At 49.0% G+C, this 19,390-nt stretch carries 15 protein-coding genes; all 15 read right to left on the bottom strand.

Annotated features, from left to right (window positions below):
* Positions 1 to 17: 17 nt before the first annotated feature.
* Positions 18 to 1,265: a S9 family peptidase gene (locus HWX74_RS14860; RefSeq protein WP_176014283.1), complete on the bottom strand. Its 1,248-nt coding sequence runs from the start codon at positions 1,263 to 1,265 to the stop codon at positions 18 to 20.
* A 152-nt stretch (positions 1,266 to 1,417) separates the two neighbouring features.
* The gene (locus HWX74_RS14855) at positions 1,418 to 2,938 is read right to left on the bottom strand and encodes a DUF4838 domain-containing protein (protein WP_176014282.1); all 1,521 of its coding nucleotides are present in this window, start codon (positions 2,936 to 2,938) and stop codon (positions 1,418 to 1,420) included.
* Between the two features lie 24 nt (positions 2,939 to 2,962).
* Positions 2,963 to 4,183 (bottom strand): Gfo/Idh/MocA family protein, encoded by a 1,221-nt coding sequence (locus tag HWX74_RS14850; protein ID WP_176014281.1) that lies wholly within the window; start codon positions 4,181 to 4,183, stop codon positions 2,963 to 2,965.
* Positions 4,184 to 4,218: 35 nt separating this feature from the next.
* A complete protein-coding gene (locus HWX74_RS14845; protein WP_176014280.1) occupies positions 4,219 to 6,237 on the bottom strand; it encodes a beta-galactosidase in 2,019 nt (672 codons plus the stop codon).
* Positions 6,238 to 6,340: 103 nt separating this feature from the next.
* Entirely contained in the window at positions 6,341 to 8,623 is a 2,283-nt protein-coding gene (locus HWX74_RS14840; protein ID WP_176014279.1) for a DUF4838 domain-containing protein, read from the bottom strand.
* A 29-nt stretch (positions 8,624 to 8,652) separates the two neighbouring features.
* The gene (locus HWX74_RS14835; RefSeq protein ID WP_176014278.1) at positions 8,653 to 8,859 is read right to left on the bottom strand and encodes a hypothetical protein; all 207 of its coding nucleotides are present in this window, start codon (positions 8,857 to 8,859) and stop codon (positions 8,653 to 8,655) included.
* 82 nt (positions 8,860 to 8,941) lie between these two features.
* A complete protein-coding gene (locus HWX74_RS14830; protein WP_176014277.1) occupies positions 8,942 to 10,888 on the bottom strand; it encodes a sialate O-acetylesterase in 1,947 nt (648 codons plus the stop codon).
* 123 nt (positions 10,889 to 11,011) lie between these two features.
* Positions 11,012 to 12,394 carry a hypothetical protein gene (locus HWX74_RS14825; RefSeq protein WP_176014276.1) on the bottom strand — a complete coding sequence of 461 codons (1,383 nt, stop codon included), beginning with the start codon at positions 12,392 to 12,394 and terminating at the stop codon, positions 11,012 to 11,014.
* 133 nt (positions 12,395 to 12,527) lie between these two features.
* On the bottom strand, positions 12,528 to 14,654 hold the full coding sequence (locus tag HWX74_RS14820; protein WP_176014275.1) for a DUF6259 domain-containing protein: 2,127 nt from the start codon (positions 14,652 to 14,654) through the stop codon (positions 12,528 to 12,530).
* Between the two features lie 130 nt (positions 14,655 to 14,784).
* Positions 14,785 to 15,555: a hypothetical protein gene (locus tag HWX74_RS14815; protein ID WP_176014274.1), complete on the bottom strand. Its 771-nt coding sequence runs from the start codon at positions 15,553 to 15,555 to the stop codon at positions 14,785 to 14,787.
* Positions 15,556 to 15,791: 236 nt separating this feature from the next.
* A complete protein-coding gene (locus tag HWX74_RS14810) occupies positions 15,792 to 16,523 on the bottom strand; it encodes a type II secretion system protein (RefSeq protein ID WP_176014273.1) in 732 nt (243 codons plus the stop codon).
* A 36-nt stretch (positions 16,524 to 16,559) separates the two neighbouring features.
* Positions 16,560 to 17,771: a GntR family transcriptional regulator gene (locus tag HWX74_RS14805; protein WP_176014272.1), complete on the bottom strand. Its 1,212-nt coding sequence runs from the start codon at positions 17,769 to 17,771 to the stop codon at positions 16,560 to 16,562.
* 260 nt (positions 17,772 to 18,031) lie between these two features.
* On the bottom strand, positions 18,032 to 18,685 hold the full coding sequence (locus HWX74_RS14800) for an IS630 family transposase (RefSeq protein WP_176014271.1): 654 nt from the start codon (positions 18,683 to 18,685) through the stop codon (positions 18,032 to 18,034).
* Entirely contained in the window at positions 18,591 to 18,791 is a 201-nt protein-coding gene (locus tag HWX74_RS20720; RefSeq protein WP_368506829.1) for a helix-turn-helix domain-containing protein, read from the bottom strand. Before HWX74_RS20720 ends, HWX74_RS14800 begins: the two co-directional genes overlap by 95 nt.
* A gap of 204 nt (positions 18,792 to 18,995) precedes the next feature.
* The gene (locus HWX74_RS14795; protein ID WP_176014270.1) at positions 18,996 to 19,388 is read right to left on the bottom strand and encodes a hypothetical protein; all 393 of its coding nucleotides are present in this window, start codon (positions 19,386 to 19,388) and stop codon (positions 18,996 to 18,998) included.
* Positions 19,389 to 19,390 lie beyond the last annotated feature (2 nt).

Here is a 19,390-nt window from a genome sequence, read left to right as displayed (position 1 = left end):
ATAAGACAACATCTCAATCAGTTCTCCTCTGGAATAACAGTAAACAAACGAGTACTGGCAGGAACATCGCGCTGATCATAAACATTGAGAATATACTGGGTGGCGTCAGCAGGAATTGCCACCACAGCTTCAAAACCATCCGGCGTTGCATGGCATTCGGCCGGAATGGCCTTCCAGTTCAAGTCCACCCAGTTTTTTTTCACATTTTCCCGATCGGATGTAAACAACAGCTCAGCACGTACAACCGGCAGCTTCGCAGTCCCGGAAACTGTCAGAATTCCGTTATACACTGTCGCCCCGGAAATGGCCGGTAAAGGCGCCCCCTCTCCTTTGCAGAAATAATCAGCGGTAATTCGGACAGCCTCCGGCAGCTCTCCTGAACCGCCGTGGCCATGGGGCATCCGCATCGTAATGGACCGGGTTACCGGAGCCGGTACCAGTTCCGCACTTTTCTGCAGGGATTCCAATGGATAAGCACCGTCATTGGTACCGGCAACCCATAGAATCGGCATGGACACCGAAGCCAGATAAGCGGCCGGATCGCACAATTCGTTCCACAGCGCCATCTCCGGTTTCCGGAGAGTCTCCATCCAGGCCGATTTGTCGCGCAGGAAGCCGCACCCGTAAATGGGAGCGGCGAAAACATAGCGCGAATCCACTCCGACGGTAATACATGTCAGATAACCACCCCATGAAACTCCGGTAATGGCAATCCGGTCGGTATCAACGCCGGATTGACTGCCGAGGAGTGTCCGGGCTCGCGCAATGGCATTTACCGCATAATACGGCCACTGATCGGCTATCGGTTGATCCAATTGAGAAAAGGAGGCATCCCAGCCGGCCGGTCCTCCCGAATCCGGAATGCGCATCCAGCTATGAGTTCCCGGAGCGTAGACTGGAATTGCTCCGCACAAATCCATGGCGATGGCAGCATATCCGCGCGACATCCATAGTTCCACCCATTCCCGGAAGGCGGTTCCTCCGCCTCCATGAACCAACACGATCCCAGGCACGGTTTTTCCCTCTGGAACTTCCGGAATCCCGAGAAAAGCAAATACTTTCGTAGGCTTTCCTTGATACTCGGGCCCGTCATAATAAAGGCCGCGAGTGGGCAATTGCGAGTTCCAGGAAAAAAAGGTGGCATCCTCCACTGCGGGGATTTCCGAAAGATAACGTTCTTCCACCGTAATAGTTTCACTCTGCGCCAACACACTCAATTCGGTACAAAATAGTCCGGCGAGTGCCAATGTAAAAAAACTATTCATAATCAGCTCCAGTAAAATAAGACAAATGTTTAGAGATAGAACCAACGTTCCTAGTTTCAAGTTTCACGATAATGTTTTTTCGACACAGCTATTTTTCTGAAAAAAATCGACTGAAAGCACCGGAATTATGCCGGCAACGGTTCCGAAGACCTCTACTCATCCAACGCAATCACTTCTTCCAGCGATGCACCAAGTTCATTATTTTCAGCATTCAGGCTCAGTCGCTCCAGAATCTTCAGAATCCATGGAGCTGCCGCACCGTAATACCCTTCGGCAAATTCCTTCACCAGTTCCCGGTTGTCCAATTCGGGATTCCACAGCATTTTGGCTATAACCCATCCTTTCAATTCATCGAAATCTCCGACCGGAAGCTGATAATTTCCCTGAGCAAAAATTCCTTTGGCGCCATGATGCATCAGCAGACGCAGATCTTCCCCAAGAAAAAAGTAGTTGGGAACAAAACACAAATAATCACTGAATTGACAATTATAATTCCAGATGAATAAATTCGGTGCAATGGCACTCCACCCTTTGAGCCGTTCCATGAATTTACAGTTCGCCGGATCTGTAAAAGGACAGGTGCGACGCGTGGTAATAGGACACAATTGAATCAATACATTCGAAGCGGGCCGCAAAGTTGCTGGCGGCTCTTCAGTATGCAAATACGCCAAAGTCAGAACTTTCACCTCCGGATATTGACGTCCGATGGCTTCTGCAATCGGATTGATGAACGCCAAAAGGGTTCCCGCCGGAGCCCCCTCCGCAGTATCCAATGCCTTACAAGAGGGACATTCACATCCATTGGAGTTGTCATTCTGGGAAATGGAAATAATTCGGCAATCCGGATTCTTCGTCAGCCATTCAAGTGATTTTGCCAGCAAGGCGTCCCGGACTTCCGGATTGGTCAGGCACAATTGCCCTTCTTGCTGCCCGCCGATTCGTTTTCCGTCGACGAGACTGAACCATTCCGGATGTTCCGCCCCATACTCCCGGTACGGCAGCATCTGCTCAAAGGTGTGTGCCAGACCAAGTATCCGCAGATGCCCGCCCAGTTCGGGAGGAATCACCTCGCCATGCCCGTTCATCTTGTTACGAACGCGAAACCGTACCTGTTCGGGAATCCCGGAAGTAATATAACCATAATAAAACAATGACCGGAATTCCAATGGAGGCACATAATCCAGATCGGGCCTCCGGACTGTCAAATCCGGAGCATACGGTACATGGGTTTCCGTCGCCGTCCACCAGTGAATACCACAATAATCCTCCAGAAATGTCGCAACTGCGTACAACGTTCCGCGTGGATCCCCTCCCGTCAGGAAGATATCCCGCCCATCGGCAGAGGCAGCCAGGTAAATGCCATCGTGTCCCCGGCTACGAGTTGCTTTTTCCGGAAATCCGGTACGAAACGCGACGGAATTTCCCACATAGATCGTCTGTTCTGCCGAGTCCGGCCCCAGCGCAAAATCCGCACCGGTCATCCGGTTAAGCCAGAATTTCAACTCGCGGGCAGCCTCCTGCTCCGACACCGTCGCATCTTCCGACACACAAATGACATAACAGGTATTCTCCTCCCGGGCAAGCTGCACCTCGGCAACCGCCGCAACTTCTTCCCCGCCTGCAGCATAGAAACCGGAAACAACGGAAAAAAACAACATAATCGTCATCAGCATGGTAACACAGGCTTCCTTTCCATCTTAAAATACAATCTCTTGACGCGGCCCATTCTGCAGCCGTGATTCTTCGGCGGCAAATGCCATCAGATGACTGGTCAGAGAAACCTCTGGACTTGAAGTCAACCGGGAGGCATCTTCAAAGCGCAATGCTTCAATGAAGTCATGAATCAACCCGGCATCTCCTCCCAGATGGCCTCCGTCCAGCATACCGTTGGTTTCCGTCATATCATATTCATAGGTTTCACCGTTGAAACAATGAACTTTGATCACGGCGGTATTGCCCCAGATGGAGCCGTGGGTACCGAAAAATTCGGTTTCGCGGCCACGTCCCTCCTCCGAAATGAATGTCCCGGATACATCGTTGTCAAAGAGGAAATTCACCGTCTGGTGATCCACCACATCGTTGTCGCACGCATATACACAACGTCCATACGGTCCCTCCCGCAACGCCCGGTTCAATCCGGCTTCGGTGAAGTCGTCGGTAATGATATCCAGCGGCCAACCGTGATTGCCGTCCGCCAGATGACGCCTGTAGTAGGTGACAGCCGAGTACACACAGGTTTGCGCCAGCGGGCAATCCAGGCAGTGTTCTGCGGCACCGACAGGTTGATTGACACGTATGAAATGGCGCAGAGCACCAAAGCTATTTAAACGGCAACACTTCAGACCGGTCATGAAAAGCAGGATATCCAGATCATGACAGGATTTAGCAAGGATCATCGGAGAAGACTCCCGGAGTTTCGCCTGATGCCAGTAAACCACTCCTTCAAAGTGGCGGAAACTGACCAGATCACCGATCAACCCGGATTGCAACAAATCCCGGAGCTTGCGAAAATACGGAGTATAACGCAGCACATGGCTGACGCCGACAATACGCTGATTTTTACGAGCAACTTCGACAATGGCACGATATTCCTCCGCCGTCGGCGCCATCGGTTTCTCCAGCAGAAGATGATAACCCGCCTCCAGAAACGCCAGTGCGGGGCCGGTATGTTCATGATCCTGGGTGGCAACAATCACGGCATCAGCCAGACGTGGAAGTTGCACGAGCTCACGCCAATCCCGGAATTGCCACTCAGGAGGGATCTGACAATAGTCAGCCAGTTCCCGACGCTGCAGATCCCGGGGTTCTGCCACAGCGACAACACGGCATTTGCCGTCTTCAGCTAGATGAGCAAGTCGGGCATACATCGTGCCACGGGAACCGGCACCGATGACAGCAATGGTTATTTGTTTTTTCATGAAGAAAATCTTTCATTTCTGTTGCGTTACGTGAATCAAACATCCTGACGGCGATAACGAATTGCGACAGTCGTATCCGCCGGGACCGAAATATTCTGTCCGTCGATGTTCTGTTGATAATTCCGATCGCTCCGGTTGAACACCCAAACCATTCGTTCCGTCGCGGTCTGCAGCCGCCGGACGGCAACCTTCGAAGTTGCGGCAATATCCGGAGCCACCGGCAGAATGTCATGCAGCAGGCACAAACACTCTTCACCATGCGCCGCATAATTCCTGAAATAGGCCATACCCAAATCAGTCGCCAGAAAAATCCATCTCCTGCGCCGAGTAACCAGAGGTCTTCCATCTGCCGTTCGGCGCAAAACTTCAGTTCCCGGCTCAATCGCAACGGAAGCAAAATAATCCCCGCACGGGCAACCCGGAATTGAGTGCCGTAATTTGGCGTTTGCAAAACGTTCTGAAATTTTAATACCGAAATCAGCGGTAAATCCATTCCCCGGCCACGGGTATTGCAGCCAGGTACGCTGATCCCGTAACGCAAATCCTTCCTCAGCAATCACGGTACCACCCTTGCTGACGAATTCCCGCAGCAGCCGCGCTGCTTCCGGGGTCATAATAAAAAACTCCGGCAGATAAACCAGCTTTACCTGAGGCAAATCACGTTCAAGAAAACGGTCATCCATCATCCGGGGAGCAAAACCCAGTTCATGAAACAACGCATAAACTCCTTGAAGATTAAATTTATAGGTATAGGATCCCCGCAACTCGAAATCGCGCAGATCCGGCGCATTCACTCCAGTCGCCTCAATCCGGCTGATCAGATCGCTGTGACGGGAATATAGAATACCCACAGCATCCGGAACCGCCTCGGCCTCGGCCAGAAAATCCGCCTGTCCGGCCACCCAGTCGGCAGCAGCCTGAACAGCTTCCGTAATCGACTTGGAACTGCCGTCAATATTCACAATACCGGCCAGGTCATTTTCCACGCCAAGGCGTTCAGCCCGAAACTGCCAGAACAAAACTCCTTTGGCGCCGCTTGCCAGACAGCTGTCAACCTTGTAGCGAAAATCCTGCGGCCGCGTCCGTTCTCCCCAGTCACCCCATTCCGGATACAACTCATAAACCCAGAACTGCGGAGAAACCGAACGCAGCCAGTCGCAGGTAAAAAACGGTAGACATCGGGTCAACGGATCGTCAAAGCGTTCCGGAATCGGCAGGCTGGTTCCGTAAAAATCAAACAAAGAGGCATTCAAATGATCATCGGAACCATCTCCGGCGGCATCCTGCAGAACATTGCAGCCTCCGACATGAGACATCACCGGATGCGTACTGTCAAGTGCGCGAACTTTCCGTGCCATAAAGGCCAACCGGTTGTAAACGCTTTGCCAACTCCACTGCCGCCACAGATATAATTCTGCATAGTCGTGCGGCATTGCCGGAGGCTGAACCGTATCAAAACTTTCCCAGGCCTTGCCATAACATTGATTCAATGCTTCTATGGAGCCGAATTGCTTATACAGAAACTGCCGATAGGAAGCCACCGAATGGGTGCAGCAGCACTCGCCGATCGGTTTGCTGCGTGGTTCATTCCACACATTCCAATGCAGCAACTCAGGACGATCCTTGTAGCGCATCACCATCACTTCGACGAATTTTTCCGCACGCCGGATCACCTCAGGGTGATCAAAACACGGAAGCCAGCCACCGATATAAAATGCACCATGCGCTCCCGGCCGGATCACACGCCCGTCCAATCCGTAACGAAACCCCTGGTATTTCTCATAAATATAATCCGGAGCATTTTCCATCAGAAACTTAAAAATAACCGGCAGTTTCCGTGCCGCCGCCAAATCAAACAGTCGATCAATATCATCAAAGGTATATTCATCTTCACAACGTTCATTACGGCGCCACTGAACCCGGATCTGAATAGCATTCAGACCCAATTCTCTGATTCGGTCAAGATCGTTTTCCCACTCCTCCGGTAACGGAGTCGGTGCCCGGTAATACTGGGTGCCGAAAACAAAAGCCGGTTTTTTGACAAACTCTTTCATTCTCACTCCAAAATATAATATTGCAGATCAAAAGGCTCCAACACCACCGGAATGACTTTTCCCGTCATGCTGACGTGCGCCTTCTGTTATTGCTTCAAGGATATCAATATAATTTTTCCCGGGGCAGATCGACCGGAAGTTCTCCGCGATATTTATCCACCGGAATCAACTGGAGTGCTCCGTAATAAAACGCTTTAACAGGAGCGCCGCCATAAGGTGTGATAAACAAAATTGACGAAGATCGACTGGTAGTAGCACGATAAATTCCCAACGGCATCTGGCAATAACCACGATCCGGCAATACTTTCGGCATTTTTCCGATAAAAGCATTTCCTCTTTTCTCCGGATTATGCTGCCCCAACACAAACAGAGGAGTTCCCGGTTCCGGAACTTCCGTAAATTCAAATCGTACCGGCATCCATGCAACATAATCATGCCCCGGCTGCAACCGGGAAGAAAAATTAGCAACCGTGATTTGAATAGTCCAGTCGGTATTGCCACCCGGCTGTCGCAGCGCACTTCCTTCGGGCAGTTCCGGTTCCTCGACAGTGGATACCGGGAAATTCGAAAAAACAGTCGTATTGGGAATGGGCCGGATCGCATTTTCCGAATAAGCTGGCTGTGCCGCGCTTTGAGCGTGGGCACGCCACTGGTCGAACAGGTTGCCAACCGGCCCCAACTCGGAAAGGGAGGTCATTTGCCGTTCAGCCATGCTCTGTTCCAGCCAATCGATATTGGCAAGGTAATCCGCCAGTTCACCACGACTGGGCAAGCCATCATAAGCATATTGGTAGCGGATGGAAAATTCTTCAATCCGAATCCGACGAATAAGTACTCCGTCTCCTTCGGCTTTGACCAGAGCCGCAGCAATCAGGGATCGCGCCTGCGGCAGGAAATCCTTCGAAAAAAAGAAAACATCCCCTTCTTCGGCATTGGCATGAAATACCGCCCATTCGCGCTCCTGCAAATCAAAAAATTCCTGCATTTCGGGTGCGGCATCGCCATAGTATAACGAAATAAACTCCCGCGCCAACTCCGGGAGACGCAACGATGGGTTCCATAATTTTTTGGCAACACACCATGCCTTGAGCGCGCCACCGGGAGCACATTCAGCTACAGTATAACCACCTTGGGTCATCACCCCTTTGGCTCCATTGCGCAGATAGAAATCAATGGCATGATCCATTACGTGTAAATTGGGATAAGGACGCGCATAATGCAAATAGTCCACGACGTAGTCCCAGATGTAAAAAACGGCACCAAGCTCGCGCCATCCGCGCATAGCCGGAGCAAAACTGGAACTTTCATCGACAAAAAGGAACGGGTTGGCCCCGGTGTGTGCATCGGTACAGAGCAAAATAATCACATTTTCGGCAGGCCGAATATTTTTGGGAGGCACAAAACTCTCCATATACGCCAGAGTGACAATTTTTTTATCCGGATATTTCACTCGGACCGCATCGGCAATCTGATTGACAAAAGCCAGAACAGGACCGGCCGGAGACCCCTCTTTTTCCTGAATAGCAGCACATGCAGGGCATTGGCAGAAATTTTTGCAGTCATTTTGCGAAATTCCGATTAATTCGGCATCGGGTTCCGCTTCAATCGCCGCTAGAACCTTGGTCGTCGCCAATGGCACCAGAGCAGGATTGGATAAACACAACTGTCCATCATCACCAATACGCCGTTTCCCGTCAATGAGAGGGAAAAATTCCGGATGGCTCTCGCCAAATTCCTTTGCTGGAAACAAGGTTTTGAACGTATGGCAGAAGTATTGGCTGTGGAAATTGATCCGACCACCGAATTCCGCCGGAATATCCCCTAGAATGAACGGATTGGTACGATTCATAGCACACCATTGCGAATCGAAGCTTTCAATGAAGAACGGATCGCGGATTTCGAATGGCGGCACATAAGAGCGGGGTACAAAAACCAGGCGTTTAGATTCTTGTTTCGGAACAACCGGAGCCATATCGCGAGCCAGCCAGCGGCATCCCAAATCTTCTTCCAGAAGCGCTAGAACCGCGGAGGTCGGTCCGCTGCGGCGGCCGCCAGTGAGAATCAGGTTTCCGTTGACTTCGCGAATATCATACCCGACTTCGCCCAGATCCATATCTTCGGGAACCAGTACTGTTGCACCGACGCTGATAACTGGAGCTGTTCCCGGCGCGGGCTCTTGGCACACGGGGATGGTCACATCATAAATCCGGTGCAAATAATCCACCAGAAGTTCAGCCGCTTTACGCTCTGTCTCCGACGGCTGTTGCGGAAGCAAGATTTTGGCTTGTTCTAAAGCCAGTTCAGCTGTTTCTCCCTGAGGAGACAGAAAACTGGAACCGACTACTGAAACTCCGTATAACAGGATAAAAGCGAAAAGAAATCTCATGATAGTATTCGTATCCTTATTTCTAGGGTTTAAGGTAACATCTGGTTACGGGCAATCTGATCAAATGCTTTGTCCGGATTGGTAGAATAAGGATCATTGTACTGTGGAACGCCTGCTTTATCGACAACGACTGCCGTAACCATTCCGACACCCACAAGATCCAAAACCTCCAGAGTAACATCAGTGGCATTTCCTCTGGCGATAAATGCCCGTTTTTTCCCTTTGCGTAAAATCATTCTTCGCTTCGGCCGGAATACCGAGAACGGAAATTACAATCGACTATTTATGTTCGATCTCCTCTTTCATGCCAACAAAGGATTACTCCCGGCTACGAAGGCGGAAAGGACTGGCCGGAAGACCGTTGTTTCCTGTCAAGTTAGCCTGCATAGGATTGATACTCCAGCCATAACGAACTTCGATAGGGGCTGCAACCTCTGGAGAGCTCACCTCAATTCGTGTCTCTGCCGTGATTTGTGCCAATGCCGAATGAAAAATGCCATCGACTCCGGCGACAACCCATCCATATGGGTTATCATCGCGCCAAACTACCGGAAGGTCAAAGGTTATGACGAGCTTATCATCGTCACGTTCGATCCCGGCCGGCACCGGCCCGCAGGCACGAGCACGATCTTGACTACGCAATCCTAAAGTCAATTCCGCCAATCGTTTACCAACTACACGTTTGTCACTCGGATGCATATCATATGCATCGCCAGTATCACACAATACCACCGGATAGGAGCCTTCTGCCAAGGCTGCCAGCAACTGCGCTTCTCGAGTGAGGCTCCATAAATTTTCCTGATATTCGGCCGGCATGGCGAAAGCCGGTAACTGAACAATTAAAAACTCCAGATTTGCATCTTGCCATTTCCGACGGAATTCGTCTCGTAACTTATTTAGCAGAATAGCGTAATCTCGATTCATGGTAACACCGACCGAGTCAGCTTCCCCTTGATACCAAGCCACGCCACGAATGGCATAAGGAATCACCGGGCGTACCATGTTCTCATACATCATCGCCAAACTGTGTGCTTCTCCGGCTCCAACGAGTTGCAGTTGCTCCGGTGTGGCTTCCGGCTCAAAACGCTGTTCCAGCTTGAAACGCCACATTCCAGTCAAAGACATTTTTTTTTCGAAGGCGTCGTCAATGGTCAAAAACATCTCATGCGCTGGCCCCATTAGCCCTCCGGAAAGCACAATCGGGAAGACACTGACCGCACGAACTGCCAAGACATTCCGCCCCGGACGTAATACTTCGGCCGGAATCTGATAGCGTCGATAGATACCGTAAGTGCCAAGATTTGTCCCGCCACCGCTCGCTCCAACTTCGACACCATTGATCCAAGTCCGATCCTGCTGATCAATACGCCCAAGCGACAGCAACAGATCATGGCCAGCAAACGCTTCCGGCAAGTCAAATTCGAACCGATACCAGAAAACGCCATGATGGTTGTATCCGGCCAGCGCCCAACTATCCGGCAGACTTTGCAATTCCCAGTCAGAGTCGTCGAAGTCTGGCATATGCCACCCATATTCGGTCGCTTCAGGGTGGCGTAAGGGAGGAGTAACCTGCTTAATGAATATATCTTCGACCGCTCCCCGATCTGGCGTACCGTCGGCCCCGGAGATGCCGCGCTGATCAGCGCAACGGTCATAAAGTTCCAGTCGTTCCCGATAACCAGGCAAATCATAAAGAGCCTCTCGACTTAACCATGCGGCGATGTTGGTTCCACCGTAACTCACGTCGATGATACCGATGGCGACATCCAATTCCGTTTGCAGGCAGTCCGCAAAGTGAAAGGCGGTTGCCGAGAAAGTGGGTGTATTCTCCGGCGTCGCTAGCAACCAGGCAGCATCGACATCGCTACGGCCGGCAGGCCATGCGGCCATTGGCACTCGGAAAGTACGGATTAACGGCCGATCAAGCTCGCCCGGAAGTGGTTGTGGAGTTTCATTTGCAATGGTGAATTCCATGTTGGATTGCCCGGCACAAAGCCAGACCTCTCCGATGTAGATATCCTGGTAGATCAGCTCTTCGTCCGCAGAACGGAAGGTTAAGGTATAAGGGCCACCAGCCTCTTGTGGCTGAAAGCGCGCCATAAAGTAACCATCGGGGGAAATCCGAGTGGTAACACTCTGTTGATTCAAGGTTACGGTAACTTCACCGCCGGGCGCCCCGTGTCCCCACACCGGCAACACCCGGTTACGTTCAAACACCGCATGGTCGCTGAAAATGCCAGCTGGGCGCAGATTGGATTCCGCCATGATTACTCCACACAATAACAGGATAATGGTTATTAGCCCGATGAGTTTCGAGTTTGTTGTTGTTCTGTAATTTCTAAAATTTGTCATTTGTTATTTATTTTTGAAGTTGCGTCACCTGAATGCTTAAAAATAATCTTTCGTCTTGTTAAATACTTCCGGTATCTCCTGTTCATGGATTTCAAGCAGTTCCCGCCAAAGTGCTTTGGTAGTCCTATTATCACGGCCGATCGGATATGCGAAAAGAGCAGAGGCGAACAACTTCGGGTCCAGTGTGGCGATTGCATCCGCTAATAACGTCTGGTGGGAGGCAAGAGCGCTCACCAAGCCATGAAAATAGTCAGGGATGACAAGCTCAGCATCAGGATGGACGCCATCTTTATCCAAGTACAATGAATATTCAAGTACTGTTCTATCCTTGAAGCCGGCGATAGCGCCGTTGTTTGGCAGACTCGCCACGATCCATTCACTGGACACACCGGAAAGCGCTCGGATGATCGGCACCGTGACATCTTGGGGATTCGCCGCAAAGTGCGGAGCTTCCTGCGGCGACTTCGCCCAAAATGAATCATCCAGTTGCTTCTCTAGGCAGGAATCAAATTCAATCTGTTCGTGCTTTCTTGTCGCTGCAAGTTTTGCCAGCTCTTGATCCAGCTCGACACCGACAGCTATCGGAGGAAGCGGCTCTTCTCCGAAAAATACCGTTTGCAAACCATCTACCTCTGCAGAAAAAAGCATCGTACCAAAACGTCGCCGCATTTCGGCCAGCTTTAGCAGTCCGTAGCGAATATATTTCTCATCATTGGGTGATGCCGATGAAATCCGACACGGTTCCCAGCCAGCCACGTTGATCTTGCGATCAAGTAATTTGTAGATATCCTCACCACGATAAGTACCGCGCACCAGTAAGCTACAGTGATTAACCCCAGCCGCAGCAACCTTGAATTCGTTGCAGCATTCGTCCCGATCAAAGAGAAGACGCGCCAGATCCCAGCAGTAATTGGCAAAACCGGCGCAAATGCCGAGTGCTTTGATCTTGGTATGATTGTTGACCAAGGCACTGTAGACAGCCACTGGATTGGAAAAATCCACCAGCCAAGCTTGCGGACAATATTTTTCCATCATCCGGGCAATATTGTGAAGAATAATTCCTCCAGTGATCGAGCGGAATGCACCGCTGAGCGACAATTGATCGGAACCGAAAAAGCCATACTTTTGACAGGCTAGCTCGCTGAGGCGGCAGACCTTTGGCGAGCCAACCGGAAAGCTCACGCTCACCATGTCTGCGCCAGGCAATGCTCGTTCAATTTTATCGGTCCATTCCACAGTACAGCCGCTGTCGGCAAACTCCGGACACTTCATGATGAAACGACTGACGTTTTCCACCCGTTTGAGATTGAAGTCCACCAGTCGGATACTTCCGCCCTGCAGGATGTTTCTTTCTGATAAAACAGCACGCACAATTGGCAAAGTCCGAAATGAGCCTCCGCCAACGAATACAATATTCATCTTTCAATTCCCGTTATTATCCCAATTGTTGTGATGGAACATGATCTATCTATCTGCGAACGAGAAGATTGCCAATAGTCGTTGCGTCGCTGCCAATTCAAAGAACCGCCTGAAGTCGTCGTGAAAATCATATTCATTCTATGATGTAACATTGCAGGTCAAAGGGAACAAATTTGACCGGAATAACCCCATTTTCAATTTCCACTTGCTCTTTCCGACCATCTTCAAAGATTCTGTAGACCGCTTTCCCTGCCGCATCCTTTTCAAAGCCCGGCGGGAGAGCAACAAAAGCGGAAGATTGTTCATGACCGGATAATTCAGCCAGGAGCGCCACCCATTTGTCTCCTTTCTCCGCCTGCCACCAAGTTCCATAATACGACGGAAACTCCCCGGGGGTAACCGGTACTCGTCCGTAATTAGTATTACGATGATAACGCAACGTGATGAGTTCAGCAGCCGGCGTGAAGATAACATCTCCAAACGGAATTCCATCCCGAACGACTTCTGCAGCAGCATGACGCAATTGCAGTACCCGGTCGATATAGTCACGCTTGATTGCTGCATCTGGAACTTCAGAAAGATCAGTGTCAGTACCGTGCAGCCAGTTCAGCCAGCCCGGCTGTATATTCCACAGCAGACAACGGCTTATCAGGCCTGCAAAAGATTGTAAATCATCCTCCGGCACCACCATGGAACACATATACCAGGCATACTGGTTGTAGACTGCAATCAGAGATGGGAAATCGTCGGTGTAAACCTGCACCCATAGTAAAAATGTATTAAAGCTGTCGATGTAGGGTTCCGCGCCATTTTCCGTAAGAAAAACTGCCTTACTCCCGAAATCGTCGATAATTGGTTTCATGAGAGAACGATAGTTTTGCTGCCACCAGCCACCACCACTGATCGGATGCCCATGGTCGGGGTTACAACACCGTACCGGAGCGCATGAAGCAATCTGGTCGAGATAGATGCCATTAAGGCCATATTCATTGATCGCAGTGGCAACGTTATCGTATAGTTTTCGAGCATAGGTTGCTGAAGTTGGACACATGACCGCAAGCCAAGCGCCGCTCCCGTAATTCTCTGCAATGAGTGTTCCATCCAGCTGGGAACAAGCTTCATGCCGTACAGATTCAAAATTGTCTGAAGTCGTATCCCACAAACGCCCATTCATATAGGGAAACACGAACATTCCGGCGTTACGCATGGCTTGTACTGCTTCTCGGAACCCCTCTTTCGCCGGAAACATTTCCGGATATTCACGATCGAATTTCCGTTTATTCCAATGATACCAGTGAACAGCACATGGATCTTTTTGCAAAGGCGCTTCCGAGAGAGCTTCACGGGTTGTTTTTTCCGGATCATCGTCAAGATTCAGCCACAAACCGATTTCTTCTGAACGAGGCGGGAGGTCTTTACGTTCATTATGTTTGCCGCGTGACGTCCATTGCTGATCTTCTGCCCAATCGCGATAGAGAGCACAACACTCCCATGATGACGCTGCCGGTGCCATTATCACTGGATAAGAAGGAGTTCTCGATTGTCCGGCAATTGAGGTGTTCATGCTGTAATTAAATACTGACAATTCCAATTGATCCGAAAGTTCAAAGCTTTTTATTGAAGCTTCAGGATCATGCAGTCCCATATAGAGTGCTCCCTGCTCCTGCAGGAACCCGAAGAACTGCAATTGCGCCTCGAACGAAGGGTAAAGCCCTTTCAATGAGAAGTTGACTATTCGGCTACCGTTATTGCCGACCGGAAACAGAATTTTTTCTTTGGTCGGATCAATGACATTCTCTACACATGGGAAAACCATACCAGTGAAAGTATAGCGATCATCATTCAGTTCAGGTACCAGCTCCCAGCTCGAGCGACCGGCGGCATCAAGTGAAATTTGCAAATCCACGGTTAAAGCTTCAGCATCTCGCAGTCCAGCAAAACCGCTCCAGCGAATCCGCAAATAATCGGGAGTCTGTTCTATGATCCGACACTCGGACGCATCACGGTTGTCGCGGGATAACACGGTCTGATCCGAACCGGCTTCGGACAAGTGGATACGCCAGAGCAATGGATTTTGGACCGATGTTTTCCAGAAAATGGTACCGCGGCTACAGTCTTCCAGTTGCCGAACGCCCATGCCATGTTCCTCTCCTGCCAATTCGATTCGGAAACGGTCATTGCTCAATTCCACCGGTGCCGCCGTAATCAGCGAAGTAATACAGCAACAATATGCAGCCAAAATGCTTACAGAAAAATTCATATCATAGTTCCTTGTATTATGATATCTGACGTTCGTTAATTTATTTTTTTAATTTATGGTACTGAGCCAATTTTTTTGAAATTGGCTCTAAACAAAAAAAGGACAGAATCTGATGTGATTTGATAACCGCTTACGGAGTCTTGGCGGTAGAAGTGACCAGAGTATAGAATTGGTTGAACGCCCGCTCCGGATCTCGAGAATACGTTTCTCCAAATTGTGGCGCATCAAGGCGCGTTTGAACGAGAGCATCGACTTTGCCGTTTTGAACCATCTGCAAAACTTCTGACGTATAATTGGTAACATCGCCGCCAGCCACAAAAAGCTGACGGCCGCGTTTGGTGAAGTCAAAACGATTGGCCGCGGCATCGGAAGGAACCCCCAATAGAGAAATCACGACGGGACCGGAAAAATGACTCATAGCCTTTTTTAAATCATTGGTCGTCACCAAACTCTCTGCAGGAGCAATGCCAGCTCGAGGCCCGGAAACCGGCACCACATGAAGTTCTATAGCACTTTGCGGCACTCCATTCGCGGTCATGGCGGCAACAAAGGCATCCAACCGACTCTTCTGGTTCGCCATGCCGCCATGAAGTACCAGAATGGAGGCAGTATTATTCAGATCGTCACTGTGAAATTCCGTGAGTATCCGGGCCATACGCCACCCCTGAGCGTACCATTGCATCTCGGCACGTTCCAGTGCTATACTCCCGGCATCGGTGACGATGGCACGCAAAAAATTGAGCCATAGAAATAAACCGCAACTCACCAGCAGTACCAACAGGGCCAGAATTGCATACAGAGATGCATGGTGCAATGTTTTTTCCCTTTTCTTGCAGATATGGATAACGATGAAAGTGCAGAGCATCACCGCGAGCAAGGCAAAATTGAACGTTAACTCCATGGTTGTTCCTTATTTATTGTTATTGTCCAAAATTTTGTGAAGATAAAGAGCATTTCGAGCCGTGAATTTTCTATGCCTTAAGGAAGAAACGAGGAAAAATCCTTGTGAACTTGAAAAATAGAATTTCGTGCGACTACTATGAGTCAGTGAAAATCAACGCTCATTGCCATGCCATCCATTCTTTCACAAAATTTGGGACAAAACCTATTTATTATTGAATCAGCACGCCAATGCCATCAATACCAAGTCGGGGTATTAGTTGGATTGTTGATTTTCGGATACCAGAAGCGGTTTTCCATATTTGAACTATCATTCTTCTCGTTTTTTGCCAACGCCTGTGCCGCATTGCTTTGTACATGGCCATCCAGATGCAAAGTATTGGCGCGCATGCCGTGCCTCTGAGCATTGACCTGCACCCACCCGTTGTCCGGCACCAACGGAAATACACCAGTAGTGCTCCACATCATGCTACAGTAAATATGCTTTTTGGTAGTAATTGTGTCAACCATCACCACACTGTCCGTTGACCATCCTTGTGACATCATCGACGACACCTGACGGGTTCTGGTGTCTTCAGCCGGTCCCAATCCCATACTGTCAACATTCATACCGTAACCATAAGACCCCAGCACAGCGTCGTCAATCGGAAAGGGATCCGTGGAGCTGGCATTACCTTCCGCCGGACACTGTAATACCTTGCGAGGAACGCTGTATAATTGATTCAGCGTGGCTGGAAAGTAGCAGTAATATGCCACATTGGGAACTGCAGCAACCCATGGCAACGAATAATCATCATAGTCATTCTGATAAAAAGCAAACCCTAACCCGATTTGCTTCAGGTTATTGACACAATAAATCTCCTGAGCTTTACTTCGAGCCCTGTTTAATGCCGGCAATAACATGCTAGCAAGGATGGCTATGATTGCTATGACAACCAAGAGCTCGATAAGCGTGAATTTTCGGTTCATTTGTTTTTCCTTCCTTTCTTGTTTCTTTGACAGGGGTTATTTATTGGTATCAAGGGCAACGGAAGAGGCTTCAAGCCGCAATTCCGGTTTCACATAAATGATTTGAGGGACTTCTTGCTCGGTCAGCAGAATCTCCACCGCTTTTTTAGCCATGGCGTCCAGATCAAAGCGGGCGGTCGTTAACGGCAACGGAGCAAAGTCAGCCCACGGAGTATGGTAAAAACCAGTCACGGCAAGCTCTCGCGGAACGGCTATTTTCAGATGATGGGCCGCCTTGATGATCCGCATCGCAATCGCATCCATATAGCACATGATCGCATCTGGCGGCAAAGATGAATTCATAATATCGGCCAGATACGCTCGAATGCTACGCAGATCATTACCATCAAATTCTGTCAGGTACCGACAGTTTCCGGTCAAATCATGTTCTCTCAGAGCTCGCTCGTAACCATTACACATCTGATTGAAGTGCACCATCCGCCGCTGTCCCTCGCGCATAGCTTCCGGAGGAACCATAAAAGCAATCCGGCGCCGTCCAGTTTCAATCAGATGGGTGGTCATCGCATGATAAGCGGCTTCATAATCCACCAAGACACCGTTTCCGCAGATTTCTGGATAGTCCAACTCAAAAATAAAGACAATTTTATTCCGCGAATAATCACTCAGAAACGGATTTTTCCAATAGTCGCATCCCATGACAATGGCTCCGCGCAAACGATCATGAATTAGTTCGTGAATATGCAGTGACAACTCCGCTGTGGGCTCCCGGGTCATCAACATATCACTGTGCACTGTGATAGCACTCAATCCGCGCTGGTTAAGCGCACGTACGATCAGACTGAACAACGTCCCCCAGACGTGTCCCTCCAACGGCATACAAACCAGAACAGAATCATTCAATAGCTCTCTGGTATGATCGGGCGCTTTAACGAACACTCCAGAACGCGGGCGCCGAATAATACGCCCTTGCTGTTCCAGATAATTCAACGCATTATTGACTACCGAAAGACTGGCATCAAATCTGGCACCGATTTCCCGGACACTTTCAATCCGGGAGCCCGGCACCAGAACACCTGCATTCATGGCATCCAGAAAAGTCTCAATGATCTGTTGCGATTTTGTCTTTTTCTTTAGCTGTATCATATCCTTCTCCATGTTTTTAATTATAGCAAAACCCCAAAAAAAAGTCAACTGTCTTGAAGGAAAATAGTATTTTTTTACCTTTTTAAATAGATCAAAATAGATCAAAAGAGGCGCTTCGGGAATTTTTGTGGGTAAAAATTCACAACACTCATATGGTAGAAGACTTTTATCAAAAGCTGCTGAATCTGTCCAAACCGTGGAGGTCGTGCAGGTAAAGCTGTCGGAAGACGGAACCCGTGTCGATGTTTGGCTGGAACACGACGATTACATATTTTTGTGCTCAAAATGTTATTGTACCGGCAACTAACTAACTTGCATATAAAACAGTCTTGGAATGGAATAATTTCTTGATTCGTTCCGGCTGTTTAGCTATCATTTCCATATGTTGCTTGGCATGTTCGGTTATTTTTCCTTTGGCACGCCCCAAGGGCTTGTTGCTCAGATTTGATTTTCAAGTCGCGGTTGAGATATTCATCCGGGTTCAGGTCGGGACTGTAGCTCGGCAAGAAAAATAACTTGATGAAAGCCGCGTTTTCCTGCAGAAAACCAGTCAACGTTTTGCTGTGGTGAACCCGCAGGTTATCCAGAATCAAATACACTTTCCGCTCATTTTGATGAATCAGACGTTCCATAAATTGGATCAGAAGTTGAACCGTCATCGTTTCGCTGTAAAACATGAAATGAGTTTTCCCCTGGTTGGTAATCGCGCTGATCATATTAACTTTTTCGCGTACCGGATTGACTGCTTGTACCGGGGGGTTGCCTTTCGGCGCATAACTGCGGCCCTTGGCCTCGTCATTGCGAATTCCTGTTTCATCCCCCCAAAAGATATCCGCGTCTTCTGATTTTGCCAGCTTTTTGATTCGGGGATACTCCTCAATCAGCCATTTTTGAACGTGCGCCTCATTGCGCTGATAAGCTTTCTTAACTGGTTTTTGCGGCGCAAATCCCCAGCGTTTCAAGTACTCCCCCAAGGTTCGGACTGGTATTTCGATTCCAAACGAAATCTTGACGTGCAACCGTGCCGCTTTTTTTCCACCTGCTTATCCACTTGCCCACCGTATTGCGGTGCGCTCCAACGATTTTTCCGATTTCCGTACAATTTATTACACTTGCCGCTTTGATACAATCTCACGGCCTGCTTGCGCCGCTCTTCAAGAGCGACCTTATCGAGTTTTCGTGCATCTTGAGTTTCCATGATGATAATATACATGCACGTATGCTAATTGCCGAATCTATACTATTATTTGCACTGTTATCCACATTGAACAATTCCTTATCTACCTCAGTTATATTTATCCATATTCAGGATTATCCCATAAGAAAATCTTAAAATTGGAACCATGGTTCACGCCATACTATAAATTTTATTGTAGAGTAAATTCCCATTTCATGCAAGCGAATCTGAAAATCCTTAAAAATACTATCTTCCGCTGGTTGGTCTACATCATTAAATCTTAAAATAATTTCATTCTTATGGGGAATATAAAACAAAGATATTCCTCTACCATATCCATACCAGAGATAAGTAATATTGTCACCACTTCCTTTCTGAACTTCATATTTTGGTATTTCGTATTTTTGGGCAAATCCCTCCAAAGAAGAATATAACTGCGAAGATTTTCCTTGTGCGGAATTATCGATCAAATCAAATTCATACTCACGAATAAGAGCTCTACAACCAACTGTGAATAACAGTAAAATCATTACTAAAAATTTCATTT

The sequence above is a fragment of the Victivallis sp. Marseille-Q1083 genome, assembly GCF_903645315.1.
Classification (GTDB): Bacteria; Verrucomicrobiota; Lentisphaeria; order Victivallales; family Victivallaceae; genus UMGS1518.
The sequence above is the reverse complement of the archived record's forward strand: the minus strand, read 5'-3'. Positions and strand labels throughout refer to the sequence as shown.